Here is a 19182-nt window from a genome sequence, read left to right on the forward strand (position 1 = left end):
GTTATTCAATTGTTATTCAATTGTTATTCAATTGTTATTCAATTGTTATTCAATTGTTATTCAATTGTTATTCAATTGTTATTCAATTGTTATTCAATTGTTATTCAATTGTTATTCAGTTGTTATTCGGTTGCATTTACGTGCGAAGCACGAATAACAGCGAAGCTGAATAACGCGAAGCGAATAACAGCGAAGCTGAATAACGCGAAGCATAAGGTGAAACCGAATTGAATCGATAAAATTAAGAAAAAGTCCATAAAAGGGCAAATAATTCCCGCTTTTCTGCTACCTTTGAGGAGTAAATCCGGTCTCTTATTTTCTGAGATTCAGCATTTCAACTTCTAATTTCCAGATTCTAACTTCTAACTTCTATTCGCCATAATAAGAATGAACTACGAAACAATCTTTCAAGAAATTTACCAGGAACTACTATCCGTAAAGGATATCGGACAGGTGGCCGATTATATTCCAGAACTTGCGTATGTGGCTCCTGAGCAATTCGGGGTCCGCCTCACTACCATTGATGGGGAGAAATTTGCTTTCGGCGATGCAGAAAAACGCTTTTCTATCCAGAGTATTGCCAAAGTATTCACATTTGTACTTGCCTACTCCCGTATCAAAAGCAGTATCTGGGAACGAACAGGGCTGGAACCGGCAGGTACGCCGTTCAACTCTCTGGTACAATTGGAATACGACAAAGGCATTCCCCGTAATCCTTTTATCAATGCGGGAGCTATTGTAATCTGCGATATCCTGGCGAGTGAACTTGCCTCGCCGAAAGAGAATATTCTTTCCTTTATTCACCGTTTAACCGGAGTGAACTCTATCGGGTATAATGACAAAGTTGCCTTATCGGAGAAAAAAACCGGTTACAGGAACTATGCCCTGGTCAATCTGATGAAATCTTTCGGCAATATCAGGAATGACATCGACATTGTGATGGACATTTATTTCCATATATGCTCCATCGAGATGAGTTGCACAGAACTCTCCCAATCTTTTCTTTTTCTCGCCAATAATGGTATAGTTCCACATTCCGGTGAGCAGATACTTTCTGCCAGCCGTACAAAAAGGACCAATGCTCTTATGCAAACTTGCGGATTTTATGATGAAGCAGGAGAATTCACCTTTAAAGTAGGATTACCGGGCAAGAGTGGTGTAGGTGGAGGAATCGTGGCTGTTCATCCTGAAAAATATACCATTGCCGTCTGGAGCCCCCGCCTCAATAAAAAAGGGAATTCATACAAAGGGATGTTGTTCCTGGAAGAGTTCACCACCAAAACCAGTTCATCCATATTTTAAGCAGCCTTTCCCGCTTCCCGGTGAATAAAATTATCATACATATCCATCAAATCACAAAAGATAAATTAATTCTTAAATTTACAAAAAAGGTCTATGAATCATTGGGCTTTAGCCTGAAAAGGGTTATTTTTGCGGTCAATTGGAAAATAAGCACTTAGATGAAGATAAACTTAAAAGAGCGAACTCCACAGCTGATTGCCGTAATAGGCGTACTTGTGATAGTGATGGCTATTCTCATCGGATTCCTCATTACCAGGAACACGCAGATGAGCGACATGCAGGAGCAGTTCACCATCGACAAACAGGAACTGGAGGATGAATACGAAGCTATTTCACTACAATACGAAGGATTTAAGTTCAGTGTGCAGAACGATTCACTTTTGTATAAGCTGGAGAATGAACAGGCCAAGGTGCTCCGCTTACAGGAAGAGCTCCGGATGACCAAAGCAAGCGACCAGACAGAAATCAAACGGTTGAAAGATGAACTGGCCACCTTGCGTAAGATTCTCCGGTCTTATGTACAGCAGATTGATTCACTCAATAGGCTCAATGAACAACTTCGTGCCGAAAACCGACAAATTACTGATCAATACCAAAAAACCACACAAACCCTCAGAAAGGTATCCCAGGAAAGGGAGCAACTCTCAGAAAGAGTGTCGCTCGCCGCACAGTTAGTCGCCACCAACATTTCCGCTAAAGCGGTAAACGACAGGGGAAAAGAGCAATCTCGTCTGAGTCGGAGTACACAATTTGTAGTTACCTTCACCGTTGCCCGCAATATCACCGCGGAGCCCGGAGAACGCACCATTTTCATCCGTCTTATGGCACCCGATGGTTCTGTCCTCGCAAAAAGTCAATCCAACACATTTCCTTATGAAAACAGGGATATCCTCTATTCGATGAAACGGATTGTGGAATATGGCGGCGAAGAGATTCCTGTCACCATGTATTGGGATATTGAGGAGTTTCTGATGCCCGGCACTTATAAAGCCGATATCTTTGCCGATGGACATCATATCGGCACATATAGTTTCGAGATGAAAGATTGATGGTTTTATTGCAACATCTCCAGGAAAGTCTGCTCGCCGATGATTTTCACACCCAATTTTTCCGCTTTCTCCAATTTGGCAGGCCCCATATTGTCACCGGCAAGGATATAATCGGTATTTTTTGAGACTGATCCACTGTTCTTCCCTCCGTTTTGCAGGATCATCGACTTATACTCATCCCGCGAATGGAGTTCAAACGTCCCGCTTATTACAATAGTCAGCCCTTTCAATTTATCAGTCTTCGCAGCCAGCACCTCTTCACTCAACGAAAATTGCAAGCCATATTGCCTCAACCGTTGCACAAAAGCGGCATAAAGAGGGTTGGCAAAGTAAGCGGTCACACTCCGTGCGATCCGCTCTCCGATTTCATCCACGGTGATCAACTGTTCTACGGTTGCCTGCGCCAACCGGTCAATATCAGGAAACGCCTGCGCCAGTTTCTGCGCCACGGTTTCACCCACAAAACGGATACCCAGGGCATAAAGGACTCGTTCATAGGGTACTGATTTCGATCTTTCAATGCTTTCCAGCAAGTTATTGGCGCTGGTCTCACCCCACCGTTCCAGATTCGCCAGGGTGTCAAACCGTAACAGGTAGAGATCAGCAGCATCACGGATTAATCCCTTATCATAAAGCAGATTAATAGTTTCCGGACCAATGGTAATATCCATGGCTTTACGGGTAACAAAGTGTTCAATACGCCCCTTTATCTGCGTGGGACACTCTTCGCTATTGGGACAGTAATAGGCAGCCTCATCCTCATTGCGCACCAGAGGAGTTCCGCAATCGGGACATTTATGGGTAAAACTCACCTTATCACCCAATAAGAAACGAGCCTCCCTGTCTACTCCGGTAATCTTGGGAATAATCTCTCCTCCTTTTTCCACATATACCATATCGCCAATATGCAGGTCGAGGGCAAGGATGGCATCTTCATTGTAAAGGGAAGCCCTTTTCACGGTGGTACCGGACAACAATACCGGCTCCAGATTGGCGACTGGCGTAACGGCACCGGTACGTCCTACCTGATAAGAAACCGACTCCAATCGTGTAATAGCCTGTTCAGCGTTGAATTTAAAAGCAATGGACCATCGGGGAAATTTAGAAGTAGCCCCCAGGTTGCGTTGCTGTACCAGTGAGTCCACTTTCAGTACCACTCCGTCGGTAATCACCGGCAGGTTTTTCCGCTTCACATCCCACTCTTTAAGAAAGGCGAAGATATCTTCCAAAGTACTGCATTTTCTCATGGTGTCCGACACGTTCAGTCCCCACTTCCGTGCCCGGGTCATATTTTCAAAATGGCTACGGGACGGCAAAGCATCACCCAACATCGAATAGATGTAGGATTCCAACTTGCGGGAAGCCACCACACGGGAGTCCTGCATCTTCAGGGTACCCGAAGCGGCATTGCGTGGATTGGCAAACAGAGGCTCTTCCTGTTCAGCCCGTTCTTTATTCAGCGTATCGAAAGAACTCCAGGGCATCAGTATCTCACCCCGAACTTCAATGTAAGGCGGCACATCATCTCCTTTCAATACCAATGGCACATTGCGGATAGTACGTACATTGGTCGTCACATCGTCACCTTTGCGCCCGTCACCACGGGTTACCGCCCGTGTCAGACTGCCGTTCTCATACACCAGCGAGATGGAAGTCCCGTCGAACTTAAGTTCGCACACAATATGGAACTCTTCATTCAGGGTCCGTTTCACCCGGTTGTAAAAATCAGCGACCTCCCCCTCTGAGTAAGTGTTCTGAAGTGAAAGCATCGGAAAACGATGGGTCACTTGTGTGAAATTATTATTAATATCGCTCCCTACCCGTACCGACGGTGAATTGGGATCATCATATTCAGGATATGCCGCTTCCAGTTCCATCAATTGACGCATTAACCCATCGAATTCAAAATCGGAAATCGTTGGTTGCGATAATACGTAATAGTTATAATTATGCTCGTGCAGTTGCCTGCGAAGCGATTCTATCTGCTGTTTGACGGAGTCCATTGTTGTGAAAATTAGAAGTTGAGAAGTTAAGAAATTGAGAAGTTGAGAAATTGAGAAGTTAAGATGTTAAGAAGTTGAGAAGTCTTGAAACTTCGTGAACTATCGGAAGATATTCGTCCAGATGTGACTCTCTTTCTTCTTCGGATTAAAGAAATTAGAGATATTGGCTGTCACTGAAAGCGTTTGTTGTAGTAATACTTTACCTTCAGAGACATGGATATTGCAATTGACACGGGCAGAGACCCGATTCGATTCCAACAGGCGTATATACCATTTACTCTGGAGATAAGACGAACCTCTCAGGAATGGCGTGCCCCAGTAGAGATCCCCACCATACCTGGGGAATAAACGCATCCGGGCATCACCGGTATAAAACCTGGTTTCGGTACCAATTCCATAGAACTCCGCATCGGCGCGTGCCACAAATCCTACCGGCTTATAAGTCTCCTCCGCTTTCCTATCCCTTTCCACTCCTGCAAAAACACCAGCAGACAATAACCATTTGAAACTGTCGGGTTCTTTACGCTCCAGCCCCGCCGACGCCATAATCTGCATCTGTTCGCTTACGCCATAATCCGGATTCGCGGGTAAAGTTCCCGCATAATGGTAAAGATAGGATTGAAAATCGGCGAAGAGGATCTTTTTGGAAGCCTTTCCCGAGAAGCCCAGGAAAAAACTCTCCCGGTTGGTTGACGTGGCATATCCGGTCCAGTCCATCCAGGCGTTAAAAAAATTGCGGTCATTGCCTAACTGAAAGAAAACACCTTGTATAAGCGGCTTGAAATATGTCACCGAATCCTCAAAAAAGAAATCAGAATAATTGGGTAATACCTCATTACGGGGAAAAGTTCCCACTTGAAACAGAGTTTTAGGTTTCCTGTACTGGTAATAAATGATTATATCCGTTTTATCAATGGTTTTCTTCGTCCCTGTTTTCCTCAGCAGGTCCACACCGGCATAAATGGTATGTGTTGAATCCCAGGAAACACCTCCCAACGTATTGAACCATACCCCATGGATGGTTTGCGGATCGGTAAGCGACGAGTGCTTGTATTCCCGGTTATCGAAAAAATAATCAACCCCTACCCTCCAACGGTACTCTTGTGCAAGTAACGCCGGGATCATGCATAATAAACATATTACAAAGACAAACTTTTTCCACATACCCTTATTGATTTTCCGATACACACGTCTCCACGTCCCTCTTTCCACCTAACCACTTAGGCACCCAACCACTTTTCCACTTTTCCTCCTTTCGTTCCCGCAATCTGCTACCGTTCGGCAAATGTAAGTAAACTTACTTTTCCCTCACTTTCCCGCAGATTTCCACTTTGTTTCCAGCCCGTAAAGATAGTACAAATTCAGGAAATCAGATCTCCCTCTCTTTCCATTTCCCGCTGCGCAGGTAAATAAAGGAAAGTACCGACAGGGAGAGCCAGTAGACATGTTCCGTCGTCCATGCCACTGCCACGGAGAAGCCCATATAAATGATGACGAACCACATGTAGGAAAGGTAAAAGACCAGTGTGGTAATCTCAAACTTGAGAGCAGTACGGGTATTGCCCGTACCGGATACAGAATTGAATAATACCGATCCGATACTATAGATGGGGAGCGATGAGATAAGCACATAGAGCGGCAGAACGGTATCGCTGATAAGGGAGGGATCGTCGGTATACACACGGATCATTGTCCGCGGGAAGGCGGAAACAATGGCTATCACGCACACCATCACCCCCAGGCTTATAAAAGTAATCCGTTTTATCAGATTGATTACCTCATCTCTTTTGTCCGCCCCGATGGTATTGCTCACCAGCGTGCTTGCCACCGCCCCCAAAGCCTGGGAAGGGATCGTCAAAATAGTGTAAAAACTCCGCACAATATTGGTTACTGCCAAGGGCCGTTCACCCATATAATTCTCGATGAACACGAAGAAAAGCATCCAGGTGACGATGGAGAACAAATATTGCACCATCATAAAAACAGAGATATCCAGCACTTTTTTAATGACCGCCCATTGAAAACGGATCTTCCTGAAACCATATTTATCCGGATCAACCGTTTTGCGCGTATAAATAAGGAGAAAAACAGTAGAAGCCAATTCGGAGATCACCGAAGCGATAGCCGCCCCGGCCATACCCATCTCCGGCATGCCAAGGTTGCCGAAGATCAGTCCATAGTCAAATACCACATTTGTCCCGGCCATGACCACAGCATTCACCGTAAGCACTTTGGTACGTGCGGTACCGATATAGAACGCACGGAACATAAGGTTCACAAAGGCGAAAACAATACCGAAGACACGCCATTCCAGATATTCCGTTACCGCCCCGGCCACATCGGTCGATTCAAACATCGCCGGTATCCAATGGACAGCCCCGTACCGTAACAGGGGAATCAATAAAATAGCCGGAATTAGCAAGAAGACAGCACCCTGGATAACAATATCTCCAATTTTATCGTAGTTCTTCTCACCGTTACGCCGTCCGATAAGGATCTGGGCTCCCATACTGAAGCCAAAACCCAATGTATACAAGGCGATATAGATTACCCCCGCCAGTGCGGATGCACCGAGTTCCACTTCTCCCACCCGGCCGAGAAAAGCGGTATCGACCACCTGTATGATGTTCTGCGCAAGCAAACTCAACAGGATGGGCGCACTTATTTTTAAGATATGCTTATTGGAATACACCTTATTAGACTAAAAAACCGTCGATTGACAAGGCAACCGACGGGCGTTTGCATGACACAACGAAACCGATTATTCTTTGATCCGGTTGTTCCCATCCAGATTGATGACCGCCGGCTGGAATGTCCGCGCCTCTTCGGGCGACATCAATGCATAGCTCATGATGATGACCACATCACCTTTCTGCACTTTCCGGGCAGCCGCTCCGTTCAGGCAAATAATGCCCGATCCGCGCTCCCCACGGATTACATAGGTCTCAAACCGCTCGCCGTTATTGTTGTTGACCACTGCCACCTTTTCGTGCACGAGCATATTGGCCGCATCAATCAGATCTTCATCGATCGTGATGCTCCCTTCGTAATTCAAATCGGCATCGGTTACCCTTGCCCTGTGTATTTTGGATTTCAATATTTCTAACCACATATACTTATCTGTATCTTATATTATCAATCAGGCGCACATCTCCGCAATAGACGGCAATTGCCCCTATAATACTTTCGGAGTCCTGCCAGGTAGAGACCGGCTGTAATGAATCCCCATCCACAATCCCAAAGTATTCAACATGCAAATCAGGCACATTGTTTATTGCTCCGGTTACAAAGCGGACAAGCTGGTCCGGCGATTGTTCTCCGGTCAGCAGTATGCTCTCCCGCAGGACACGGTATATCTCCGGGGCATGTTCCCTCTGTGATACCGACAACCGCTGATTACGGCTACTCATCGCCAAACCGTCCTGCTCCCTGACAATAGGAACTCCCACGATCTCCACCGGCAGTGCAAGCTGTTTAACCATCTCCCTGACAATAGCCAGTTGCTGAAAATCCTTTTCCCCAAAATAGGCTTTGTGGGGTTCCACAGAAGTAAAAAGTTTGCTTACCACCTGGGCTACCCCATTGAAGTGCCCGGGACGGAAAGCACCCTCCATTACCTTGTCGAGCAGGCCAAAATCAAATATCCGGGTATCCGGCTCGGGATACATCTCTTCTACTGAAGGGGCGAACACAATATCAACACCTGCACGTTCCAACAGTGCATAATCTTTTTCCGGAGTACGCGGATAAAGCCTCAGGTCTTCCTGGTTATTGAATTGCGTGGGATTGACAAAAACACTCACCACACAAATATCATTTTCCGCCACACAGCGTCTCACCAAGGTGGCATGCCCTTCGTGGAGCGCACCCATCGTAGGCACAAAGCCTATGGTTTTTCCCTTCTGCCGGTGTGGCTGAAGCAGTTCCTTCAAGTCTGTTATAGTATGAATTATTTTCATATGGGCAAAAAAAACATCTAATTCTTTGAAAATTAAAAACTAAGAATTAAGAATTAAGAATTAAGAATTAAATTCCCCGAGACACTTAATCACTTAGACACTTAATCACTTAGACACTTAATCACTTAGACACTTAACCACTTAGGCACTTAGGCACTTAACCACTTAGGCACTTAACCACTTAGGCACTTAGGCACTTAACCACTTAGGCACTTAGGCACTTAACCACCTAACCACTTTACTCTATTCAGGATGCAAAGCAACAAAATATTTGGCACATACAAAAAAAAACCTGTCAATTGTCCTTATAATAGAAAGTAAAAAGATGTTATATCCCTATATATAAGCAATTTATAAAATAGTCGCTTTTTTATTTTGTATTTATGTGGATTTTTTTTATTATCTTTGTACTCAAATTTAGATAATTAGCTATACATGTCCCCAAAAAAAGTTTTGTACGTTTCACAGGAAATTTATCCTTATCTCGAAGAGACTAATATTTCAAATACGTCACGCTATCTTCCCCAAGCTATCCAGGAGAGGGGGAAAGAAATACGTGCGTTCATGCCTAAATACGGGAATATTAACGAACGCCGAAACCAGCTTCATGAGGTGATTCGTCTTTCGGGTATGAATCTCATCATTGATGACACCGACCATTCCCTCATCATCAAAGTAGCTTCTATCCAGTCGGCCCGGATGCAGGTCTACTTCATTGACAACGACGACTATTTTCAGAATCGCGAGACACTTGTCGACACGAAGGGGAATGAATACGATGACAACGACGAACGGAGTATTTTCTTCATCCGTGGTGTGATGGAAACCATCAAAAAGCTGCGTTGGGTTCCCGACATCATCCACTGTCACGGATGGTTTAGCGCATTGGCTCCGCTCTATATCAAGAAAGGATATGCCGATGATCCTTGTTTCAGAGGTGCAAAAGTGATATACTCCCTATATGACGAATCATTTGACAAAGCTTTTCAGGATGGTTTTGCCGGAAAACTCCGTTTTGACGGGATTGGAGATCCTGAAATTGAGAAAATAAAAGAACGCGGTGTGATTGATTACATGAATTTAATGAAATTGGCTGTCGATTTCTCCGACGGTGTCGTCCAGGGCAGTGAAAAAGTAAATCCTGAAATCATCCAGTATATCAAAGATAAGGGAGTGAAATACCTGCCTTACCGGTCCGATTTTGACAAAAGGGTAGAAGAGATCGACGCGTTCTATGAAGAGATCGATAGTTGATCCGGATAAAATCCTTAATGAACTCATTTTTTCCCGGGCCTATACACAAATATCATTAAAAATAAAAAGAAAGCTTTTCACCCGTTTTTATTTGCCACATTTTTTTCAGATATTTGCGACATTGAAAACAAACTCATAAAACGAATGAAATTCAGATTCCTGTACAGAGTAATTATCATTGCCACTGTCGCTCTGTCCGCAGCTTCGTGTAACGAAAATCTCGATCAGATAGGATTTACCATCCAACCCGATCAAGACCGTCTTGCGATAGGTACCGATACACTGAAATTGCAGGCACGCACCATTCAGGTAGATTCTATATTTTCCAAAACACAATATCCGGTATTGGGCGAATATACCGATCCCGTTTTCGGCAGCATCAAGTCAGAATATATCGGTGAATTCTATTTCCCCGAAGGTGCGGAATTCTATGATGGCGCCATCATAGATTCAGTGAGAGTACAGCTTGCTTATACCACAATGATGGGGGATTCATTGTCTCCCATGGGATTATCGGTATATGAAGTAACAAAATCACTGCAAGGGATCAGTAATTATTCTCATATCGACCCCACGGAATATGCCGATATGTCGGCACCTTTGGGTACACAAACATTCACCGGCAAGAATTCGACCTACAGAACGGAAACCAGCAGCTCAACGGGAACCTCATATACGGTGTATGAGATCAATGTGATGCTCCCCAACGCTCTCGGTGAAAAATTTCTTAGTGAATACAAAAAGGATGGGCATGGTCAATTGGTAAATGTGGATGAATTCAGAAAGTTCTTTCCGGGATTATATTTTACCACCACTTTTGGAAAAAGTACCATTCTCAATATCAGCCTCACCTCTCTTCTGGTACATTACCAGTATAACGACAAAGGAGGCTCATCCACCGGAAGTGATACCATCCGCACGACGACCATGGCCCTGCATATCACACCGGAAGTTACCCAGATCAACCATATCCAAAACAAAAACGAACAGTTATTAGAAGAGAACTCCGATTATGCTTATGTTAAAAGCCCGGCCGGAGTAATCACCGAGATTACGTTTCCCCTTTCGGAGATGAAGGAAAAACTGAAATCACAGGCTCTTAATTTGGCAAACTTCACCGTATACGCTATGCCGGATCCCGATGAAAATTCGATGGTAAAGTTAAGTCCTCCTAATTATCTGTTACTGGTGAATAAAGATTCGCTGGCCGGTTTCTTTGAAAACAGAAAACTAAGAGACAATGTTACGAGTTTCCTTTCTTCCGGTTTTGACTCTTCTACCTATTCTTACCAATTCGGTAATATCTCCACCATGATCAATCATTATAACGAGAAATTAGGGGAAGGTTCAGGAGAGTTCGATCTGGTATATTATCTGATTCCCGTCGATGCGACCTATGTCACACAGCAAAGTGGTTACTATGGTTCTACAACATCGGTCCTGACCACCTTACAGCACCAGATGTGGCCAACAGCAGCCAGGCTGGATAAGCGCAAGGGGAATTTGAAACTTGATATGATTTTCAGTAATTTCTAAAACAACAGCCCCTGTTCTTCACCTTTTTTTCGTCCCAGGTGCCGGTACGCCAGATCGGTTGCTTCCCTGCCCCGGGGGGTACGCTTAATAAACCCTTCTTTGATCAGGAACGGCTCATAGACCTCTTCAATGGTACCGGCATCATCACCCACAGCAGTAGCGATGGTAGTAATCCCTACCGGTCCTCCCTTGAATTTATCAATGATAGTAAGTAATATTTTATTGTCTATTTCATCCAACCCGTATTTATCGATATTAAGCGCTTCCAGCGCATAGTTGGAAATCTCCCTGTCTATTTTTCCATTTCCTTTTATCTGGGCAAAGTCGCGAACCCTTCGCAATAAAGCGTTTGCCACACGGGGTGTCCCCCTGCTCCGAGAGGCGATTTCCAATGCTGCCCGGCTATCACAGGCCACTTGTAACAGATCAGCCGACCGCAGGACGATCCCGGCGAGCGTGTCCAAATCGTAATATTCAAGATGCATATTGATGCCGAAACGAGCCCTCAAAGGGCTGGTCAGCAAACCGCTGCGGGTGGTGGCTCCCACAAGGGTAAAAGGGTTGAGATCTATCTGGATGGAACGTGCGCTCGGACCTTTATCTATCAGTATATCGATCCGGTAATCCTCCATGGCACTATAGAGATACTCTTCCACTACCGGCGGAAGGCGGTGTATTTCATCAATAAAGAGTACATCATTCTCTTCCAATGAGGTAAGCACGCCGGCCAAGTCGCCCGGTTTGTCGAGTACCGGTCCCGAAGTCACCCTGAATCCCACTCCCAATTCGTTGGCGATGATATTCGAAAGGGTTGTCTTACCCAAGCCGGGAGGGCCATGCAATAATACATGGTCGAGCGACTCACCACGTAAGCGGGCTGCGCCGACAAATATCTTCAGGTTTTCCACGATCTTCCCCTGCCCTTTGAAATCTCCAAAGGTCAAAGGACGCAGACTGTTCTCAAATTCACGTTCAGTCTCCCTGAAATTGCGGTTACTATGTATATCGAAAGTATCTTCCATCATTATTGCTACAAAAATAACTATTTATCGGGAGTTTTGGAAATTGCAATCACATTCCGTTTCAAGCCGGAGAACTTAGCTCTTTTCACAGCGGATTTATGGAATATCCTACGATAATCCTCTTCATCCATATCGATCAGTTTTTTCAGGTCGAGCGATAAAAATTCATCCGACGGCATAAATTCAGGAGTGGTATGCGGCCTGGCGTATCTATTCCAGGGACAAACTTTCTGACAAATATCGCATCCATATACATTATTGCTTAACAACGGAACTATGCCGGGAGATATCTCGTCCCTGTTTTCAATGGTCTGATATGAAATGCATTTATTTGCATTGAGATAATGCGGCCGCTCAATGGCGCCTGTTGGGCAAGCATCGAGGCATCGCCGGCACTTTCCACAATTCCGGGTGATGGGAGAATCATACTCCAACTCCATGTCTATGATAAGCTCTCCGAGGAAGAAATAAGATCCTTTACCGGGAATAATGAGCAATGTGTTTTTGCCGATAAATCCCAATCCGGCCTGTGCCGCCCAAAAACGCTCCAATACCGGGGCCGAATCGGAAAAGTAACGTCCGCTAACACCGGCGTAGCGGGATTTTACAAATTCGAACAACCGGCCCAGTTTTTCCCGAACTATATCGTGATAATCTTTTCCATAAGCATAATAGGCAAACTGCGGCACCTCATCGGGAAGCCTCTCATGGGGATAATAATTCAGCGCCACCGAAATGACCGACCTGGCTCCTTCCACCAGTAACCGGGGATCAAGCCGTTTGTCTATATTGCGGGCCATATACGTCATTCCCGCGTGGCCATTCTCCGCAAGCCAACGCATATAACGCTCCTCCTCACCGCTATCGGTAGCACGGCAAATACCGCAGGCATCAAAACCCAATGACAAAGCGTATTGCTTGATCTCTTCAGAAAAAGTCATATCAAAGTATCCTAAATTCCACTAAAACCTCCGTCTGACGATATTTCGTGACCCACAAAATATCTAAAGGACTCCGTTTTAGTGGTATATAGTCAAAATTTAGCAATGTGAACTGAAAACTCAAGCGAGGGTGAAATCAAGCTGTTTCCTGTCGAGATTGGCCCTTGCTACCAGAATAGAAACTGGTTGTCCAAGACGATATTCCCTTCTGGTACGCCGCCCCACTAACCGGTAATTCTTTTCATCCAGTTCATAGAAGTCGTCATCCAACTCTCGGATAGGAATCATACCCTCACATTTGTTCTCATTGATTTCCACGTAGATTCCCCATTCCGTCACACCGGAGACAACCCCATCGTACACCTTGCCGATTTTGTCGGACATAAATTCCACCTGTTTGTATTTGATGGAATCGCGCTCAGCGTTGGCAGCCACCTGCTCCATCTGGGAGCAGTGCTTACACTCCTCTTCCAGCGGTCCCTGATCTACACTTTGTCCACCTGCCAGATAACGTTCCAACAGACGGTGTACCAGCATATCAGGATACCTGCGGATGGGGGATGTGAAATGAGTGTAATAGTCGAATGTCAGGCCATAATGTCCCACATTTTTGGTAGAATAGACCGCTTTGGACATCGTACGGATGGCGATGGTCTCGATGAGATTCTCCTCGGGACGTCCCTGCACTTTATCCAATAGGGAATTGATACTTTTCGCCACCTCTACCTTCGATCCGTCGGCTTTTATCTTGTGTCCGAAGCGAAGGATAAAAGCATTGAGCGTATCCAGTTTCTCCGGATCGGGCACGTCGTGTATACGATAAACAAAAGTTTTGGGTTTCTTTCCTTTGGGTACCAACCCAATAGATTCGGCCACATTTTTATTGGCCAGCAGCATAAATTCCTCGATAAGATGATTGGCCTCTTTCGATTCCTTGAAATAAACTCCCAACGGTTTTCCTTTTTCATCGAGGTTGAACTTCACCTCATATCGCTCAAAGTTAATGGCGCCATTGGCAAACCGACGCTCACGCAATTGTTTGGCAAAATAATGCAGTTGAAGTATTTCTGCAGAGAAATCACCCTTCCCGGTTTCAATGACTGCCTGGGCATCCTCATAAGTCAATCTGCTGTCCGATTTGATCACCGTCCGTGCGATACGCGATTTTTTTATCTCCGCCTTATCATCCAGCGTGAAAATAACTGAAAAACACAACTTCTCTTCATGGGGACGCAATGAGCAAATTCCATTACTCAGTCGTTCCGGCAGCATAGGAATTGTCCTGTCGACCAGATAGATGGAGGTCGCCCGGTTTTCCGCTTCCCGGTCGATCAGGTCACCCGGTTTCACATAGTGGGTTACATCGGCAATATGCACACCCACTTCCCACTGGTTGGTCGAAACCTGGCGAAGGGAGAGGGCATCATCGAAATCCTTGGCATCTTTCGGGTCGATGGTAATGGTAAATACATCACGAAAGTCTTCCCGTCCGGCTATTTCGGCTTCATCAATATTTTCAGGGATCAGATCGGCAAATTTCTCCACCTTTTCAGGATAGCTATAAGGCAGATCGTATTGGGCAAGGATAGCATGCATCTCGGTGTCGTTCTGTCCCGGCTCCCCCAGCACATCGATTACTTTTCCCACCGGATTATTGGCTTTGGCAGGCCATTCGGTTATCTCCACCAACACTTTGTCTCCATTTCTCGCACCATTGAGTTCCTCTTTAGGGATAAAAATATCATTCGACAGGAATTTACTGTCCATCACCAAAAAGGCGAAATGTTTCTGTACCTCCAGTATTCCCACAAAACGACTCTGGGCACGCTCCAGTATCTCCACCACGGTGCCTTCCGTATCGGCGCGCTTCCGCTTTGCGAGCAGTTGCACCCGCACCCTGTCACCATTCATGGCATGCTTACTGTTACGCTCAGGTATATAAATGATGTTCCCGTCATCGTCCGGCACAAAGAAATTTTTACCGTTACTTCTTCGCTCAAAACGTCCTTCGAGCATTAATCCCCGGTTGTTGATACGATATCTCCCCCGGGAGGTTTCTAAAAGTACATCCGCATCGCGTAACTTATCAAGTACACTGATCAGCACGCGCCGTCCCTCTTCTCCACGGACATCCAATGCTGCCGCTATCTGTTTATAATTAAACTGTTTGTCATTATTCTGGGTGAGGAAATTGGTTACTAAAGGAATTAATTCCTTCTTTTTTGGTTTATTTACAGAAGGTATAGATGTTGTTTTTTTACTCATAATTTATTTACGTCTGTTTTTTACTTAAACAATTCAAATGCATTTTAGTTAAATACAAAGTAAGGAAATATTTTTATAGAGTAAAGAATAAAGAGTAAAGAATAAAGACTTTTGGAGCCAAGATTTTTAGAATCAAGAACCAAGACTTATTAAAGTAACAAATTAATTTTCTATTCCTGAAGTTATCGTTATTTTTGTACAAAAGAAAAGGGACAGAGCATGCAAAAGAGAAGGATCCTCATTACCGGTGCCAGTGGGTTTATAGGAAGTACAGTAGTCGACAGGGCGCTTGCGCTGGGATATGAAACATGGGCAGGCATCCGTGGCAGCAGCAGTCGGCAATATCTGCAGGACGAACGGATTAATTTTATCGACCTCCATTATGGTGATAAACAGAAATTAAAAGCACAACTCGATGATTTTGTTGAGAAGCATGGCCGATTCGATGAAATCGTCCATATTGCAGGGCTGACCAAAGCCCGCTCCAAATCAGATTTCGATAAAGTGAACTACGAATATACCCGAAATTTCGCAGAGGCGTTGATAGAAACGGATACCGTCCCCAACACTTTCGTATTCACAAGTTCTCTGAGCGTCATGGGGCCGGGTGATGAAATCGGCTATACTCCTATGTGTGCCGATAAGATACCCGCTTCCAACACGGCTTATGGAAAGAGCAAACTAAAAGCCGAAAATTGGCTGAAGGGCCTTGACAGATTTCCCTACCTGATTCTCCGTCCCACCGGCGTATATGGCCCCCGCGACAGGGATTATCTTATCCTGATGAGGGCGGTTAAAAACGGATTGGATGTGGGTGCAGGTTTTAGAAAACAGCTTCTCTCGTTCATCTTTGTGGAGGATCTGGCAGATGTAATTTTCTCCCTTATCGAAAGGAATATCTGTAGAAAGGAATATTTTGTAGCCGACGGCGATGTCTATACCGACAGTGAATTCAACGCCATTGTACGAGACGCACTACATAAGAAGCATGTACTACGGTCAAAAATCCCACTGTTTCTCATAAAGCCCGCTGCCGTGATCAATGAAAAAATCGCGGCCCTCTTTGGTAAAGCAACTACCTTTAACAGCGACAAGTACCGGATTATGAAACAGCGTAACTGGGCGTGTGACATCACACCCCTAAAAGAGGATATAGGCTTCCAACCGGCATACAGGTTGAAAGAAGGAGTGGAAAAGACCATAGCCTGGTACAAGAAAGAGGGATGGTTGTAATTCGGCTTCGCTGTTATTTGTGCTTCGCACGTAACTCAACAACAACCGAATAACGATCTAATTACAACCGAACAACAATCGAATATTTGCGATAAGCGAGTATAGAGGAAAAACTTGTTTTTATTATGTCGAGCGCAGCAAATATCTAAATTTACAACGTAAATTTGAATAACAATCGAATAACAACCGAATAACAACCGAATAACAACTGAATAACAATTGAATAACAATTGAATAACAATCGAACAATATGAAATATAAACTATTGGTTCTCGATGTGGACGGCACATTGGTGAACAGTAAAAAAGAATTATCCGTACAGACTTTGACAACGCTGTTGAAAATACAACATGCGGGCATACGCATCGCATTGGCTTCAGGAAGGTCACCCTACGGACTCCGCCATCTGGTGGATAAACTGGAGATGAAGAAATGGGGTGGCTATATCCTTCCCTACAATGGAACACAGATTGTTAATACGGGAAATGATGAAGTACTGTTTGAAAAGAGGATAGACCCGGCCATGTTGCCCTATCTGGAAAAGAAAGCGCAGAAAAACGGATTCAGTATTTTCACCTATCATCAGGATCAATTGATCACCACGGACCCGGACAACGAGCATATCCGCAATGAAGCGACACTCAACGGCATGGAGATCGTGGCGGTAGAGAATCTTTCCGCGGCAGTGGATTTCTCTCCCAGCAAGTGCGTGTTAGTCAGCGACAACGAAGCCGCATTGGTCGCACAGAAAGACCAGTGGAGAAAACGTCTGGCGGGCACATTAGACGTATACCGGTCGGAGTCGTTCTTTCTTGAGGTAGTGCCCCCCTTTGTCGACAAGGGAAATACATTGGGAGTGTTGATTGAAAAGCTTGGGATCACTACGGAAGAGGTAATGGCAATCGGTGACGGCAGGCGGGACTTTTCGATGCTCCAACTCGCCGGTTTAGGTATTGCCATGGGGAATGCGCAGGACTCAATCAAGGCATGTGCCGATTATACCACGGAAAGTAATGATAACGACGGGGTAGCGATTGCCGTCCAGAAATTTATTATTGCGGCAGTTACTCCGGCAGATATTCCTCCGGAAAGGTTGAATGCCGGCAACAAAGATACGCTGATGGGCAATCTGGGCATCCAATACACCTACGCTTCATCAAGCCGGATCGAGGCGGTAATGCCTGTCGATGAACGTACCCGTCAACCCTTCGGTGTGTTGCACGGCGGCGCCACGTTAGCACTGGCAGAAACAGTAGCCGGCATGGGATCAATGCTCATTTGTGAACCGGACGAGATTATCGTGGGAATGCAGGTCAGCGGGAACCATATATCTTCGGCTCACGAAGGCGATAGTGTACGGGCTGTGGGAACAATTATCCACAAAGGACGTTCATCCCATGTATGGAATGTAGATGTCTTTACCTCTACCGACAAACTCATCTCATCCATCAGGGTTGTCAATAGTGTATTAAAAAAGAGATGACGAAACAATATAACTACCTTTTTTTAGATAAACTGATCGGACAGGACACCTGTTTCGCAATTTACAGGCTACCTCACGAGACGTCCCCCCGGTTCGTGATGCAAACATCGGGAACTCCTTCTCTCCTATGGGATATCGAAGAACTGAACGGACAACGCGGATTTGTGATCGCCCCTTTCCAGACGAGCGCGACGTCTCCCATAATAGTGATTCGGCCGGATCACACCAACCTCCCGCCCACAGATGCATCCATCCTGAAAGATGTACAGGAGAAAGTAAACTCCCAAAAGCACAAAAGCAAGGATAAAGCAGAGTATGCCCAGCTATTCAGCCGGTTCCTCAAACCACTGTCGGACGGAGAATTGAAAAAGGTGGTACTGGCCAGAAGCAAGACCATCGACAGGAAAAACAGCTTTTCGCCGGGACGCTCTTTCTTCAATGCCGTAAAGAAATACCCCCATTCTTATGTGTATCTATTCCATACACCCCAAACCGGGACATGGCTGGGAAGTTCGCCGGAAATACTGCTGACAGGAAAAAGAAATGAATGGCATACGGTAGCACTGGCTGGAACCCGATACCCGAATTCCGGCACGGTGACGTGGGACGATAAAAACCTTCGGGAACAACATCTGGTCACCTCCTATCTCCTCAAGCAACTCTCCTCTTTTCATATTACACCTGAGATCAACGGTCCCTATACAATAAAAGCAGGCGATCTGGCACATTTGCGGACCGATTTCAGTTTCAACCTGCCGGACACTTCAAAACCGGGCACTTTACTCAAAGCACTCCACCCTACTCCCGCTGTATCGGGACTTCCAAAGGATGAAGCCTACCGTTTTATTCAGGATAATGAAGAACAAAACCGTCTTTATTATACCGGATTTCTCGGCATACTCGATACCCAAAACGGAACCGATTTATATGTAAATCTCCGATGTATGCATATTGAAAAAAATTCGCTTACTTTGTTTGCCGGCAGTGGCTTACTTGCCTCTTCCTCTTTGGATGACGAATGGGAAGAGACGGAACAGAAGCTAAAAACCATGTTGGATATCATTTGATGATGTGCTGATGTGATGACGATTTTGAATCTTGAGTTAAGAATTAAGAATTAAGAGTTAAGAATTAA

The 19182-nt window shown here is 45.2% G+C and carries 15 protein-coding genes; 7 read left to right on the top strand and 8 right to left on the bottom strand.

From position 1 onward, the window contains the following. Window positions 1-387 precede the first annotated feature (387 nt). Together ABV001_RS11990 and ABV001_RS11995 are read left to right on the top strand one after the other, a co-directional pair. On the top strand, window positions 388-1302 hold the full coding sequence (locus ABV001_RS11990) for a glutaminase (protein ID WP_352423027.1): 915 nt from the start codon (window positions 388-390) through the stop codon (window positions 1300-1302). 158 nt (window positions 1303-1460) lie between these two features. Further along, window positions 1461-2351, top strand: a complete 891-nt coding sequence (locus tag ABV001_RS11995) for a DUF8429 coiled-coil domain-containing protein (protein ID WP_352423028.1) — start codon at window positions 1461-1463, stop codon at window positions 2349-2351. Between the two features lie 5 nt (window positions 2352-2356). Here ABV001_RS11995 and ligA read toward each other — a convergent pair whose 3' ends face one another. The 5 genes from ligA to panC form a co-directional block, all read right to left on the bottom strand. Next, the gene (gene ligA, locus ABV001_RS12000) at window positions 2357-4354 is read right to left on the bottom strand and encodes an NAD-dependent DNA ligase LigA (RefSeq protein ID WP_352423029.1); all 1998 of its coding nucleotides are present in this window, start codon (window positions 4352-4354) and stop codon (window positions 2357-2359) included. Between the two features lie 99 nt (window positions 4355-4453). Next, window positions 4454-5518 carry a lipid A deacylase gene (locus ABV001_RS12005; RefSeq protein WP_352423030.1) on the bottom strand — a complete coding sequence of 355 codons (1065 nt, stop codon included), beginning with the start codon at window positions 5516-5518 and terminating at the stop codon, window positions 4454-4456. 205 nt (window positions 5519-5723) lie between these two features. Further along, window positions 5724-7046, bottom strand: coding sequence for an MATE family efflux transporter (locus ABV001_RS12010; protein WP_352423031.1), 1323 nt, complete (start codon window positions 7044-7046; stop codon window positions 5724-5726). A gap of 69 nt (window positions 7047-7115) precedes the next feature. Continuing rightward, on the bottom strand, window positions 7116-7466 hold the full coding sequence (gene panD / locus ABV001_RS12015) for an aspartate 1-decarboxylase (protein ID WP_352423032.1): 351 nt from the start codon (window positions 7464-7466) through the stop codon (window positions 7116-7118). A gap of 4 nt (window positions 7467-7470) precedes the next feature. Continuing rightward, the gene (gene panC, locus ABV001_RS12020; RefSeq protein ID WP_352423033.1) at window positions 7471-8313 is read right to left on the bottom strand and encodes a pantoate--beta-alanine ligase; all 843 of its coding nucleotides are present in this window, start codon (window positions 8311-8313) and stop codon (window positions 7471-7473) included. Window positions 8314-8748: 435 nt separating this feature from the next. On the opposite strand from panC, the gene ABV001_RS12025 reads away from it, so the two are divergent. Together ABV001_RS12025 and ABV001_RS12030 are read left to right on the top strand one after the other, a co-directional pair. After that, complete coding sequence (locus ABV001_RS12025) at window positions 8749-9567, top strand: glycogen/starch synthase (protein WP_352423034.1); 819 nt, start codon at window positions 8749-8751, stop codon at window positions 9565-9567. 144 nt (window positions 9568-9711) lie between these two features. After that, complete coding sequence (locus ABV001_RS12030) at window positions 9712-11103, top strand: DUF4270 domain-containing protein (protein WP_352423035.1); 1392 nt, start codon at window positions 9712-9714, stop codon at window positions 11101-11103. Here ABV001_RS12030 and ruvB read toward each other — a convergent pair. From ruvB to rnr, 3 genes are all read right to left on the bottom strand, one after another. Next, window positions 11100-12128: a Holliday junction branch migration DNA helicase RuvB gene (gene ruvB, locus ABV001_RS12035; protein WP_352423036.1), complete on the bottom strand. Its 1029-nt coding sequence runs from the start codon at window positions 12126-12128 to the stop codon at window positions 11100-11102. The two genes, ABV001_RS12030 and ruvB, sit on opposite strands and share 4 nt — an antisense overlap. Window positions 12129-12145: 17 nt before the next feature. After that, window positions 12146-13066 carry a tRNA epoxyqueuosine(34) reductase QueG gene (gene queG, locus ABV001_RS12040; RefSeq protein WP_352423037.1) on the bottom strand — a complete coding sequence of 307 codons (921 nt, stop codon included), beginning with the start codon at window positions 13064-13066 and terminating at the stop codon, window positions 12146-12148. A gap of 120 nt (window positions 13067-13186) precedes the next feature. Next, entirely contained in the window at window positions 13187-15331 is a 2145-nt protein-coding gene (rnr, locus tag ABV001_RS12045; protein ID WP_352423038.1) for a ribonuclease R, read from the bottom strand. Window positions 15332-15550: 219 nt separating this feature from the next. On the opposite strand from rnr, the gene ABV001_RS12050 reads away from it, so the two are divergent. The 3 genes from ABV001_RS12050 (at window position 15551) to ABV001_RS12060 (ending at window position 19114) form a co-directional block, all read left to right on the top strand. Beyond that, window positions 15551-16564 (top strand): NAD-dependent epimerase/dehydratase family protein, encoded by a 1014-nt coding sequence (locus ABV001_RS12050; RefSeq protein WP_352423039.1) that lies wholly within the window; start codon window positions 15551-15553, stop codon window positions 16562-16564. A 250-nt stretch (window positions 16565-16814) separates the two neighbouring features. After that, window positions 16815-18047 carry a Cof-type HAD-IIB family hydrolase gene (locus ABV001_RS12055; RefSeq protein WP_352423040.1) on the top strand — a complete coding sequence of 411 codons (1233 nt, stop codon included), beginning with the start codon at window positions 16815-16817 and terminating at the stop codon, window positions 18045-18047. Then, window positions 18044-19114, top strand: coding sequence for an isochorismate synthase (locus ABV001_RS12060; RefSeq protein WP_352423041.1), 1071 nt, complete (start codon window positions 18044-18046; stop codon window positions 19112-19114). The genes ABV001_RS12055 and ABV001_RS12060 overlap by 4 nt, the downstream gene beginning before the upstream one ends. Window positions 19115-19182: the final 68 nt, after the last annotated feature.

It is taken from the genome of Proteiniphilum sp. (genome assembly GCF_040307845.1).
Taxonomy (GTDB): Bacteria; Bacteroidota; Bacteroidia; order Bacteroidales; family Dysgonomonadaceae; genus Proteiniphilum.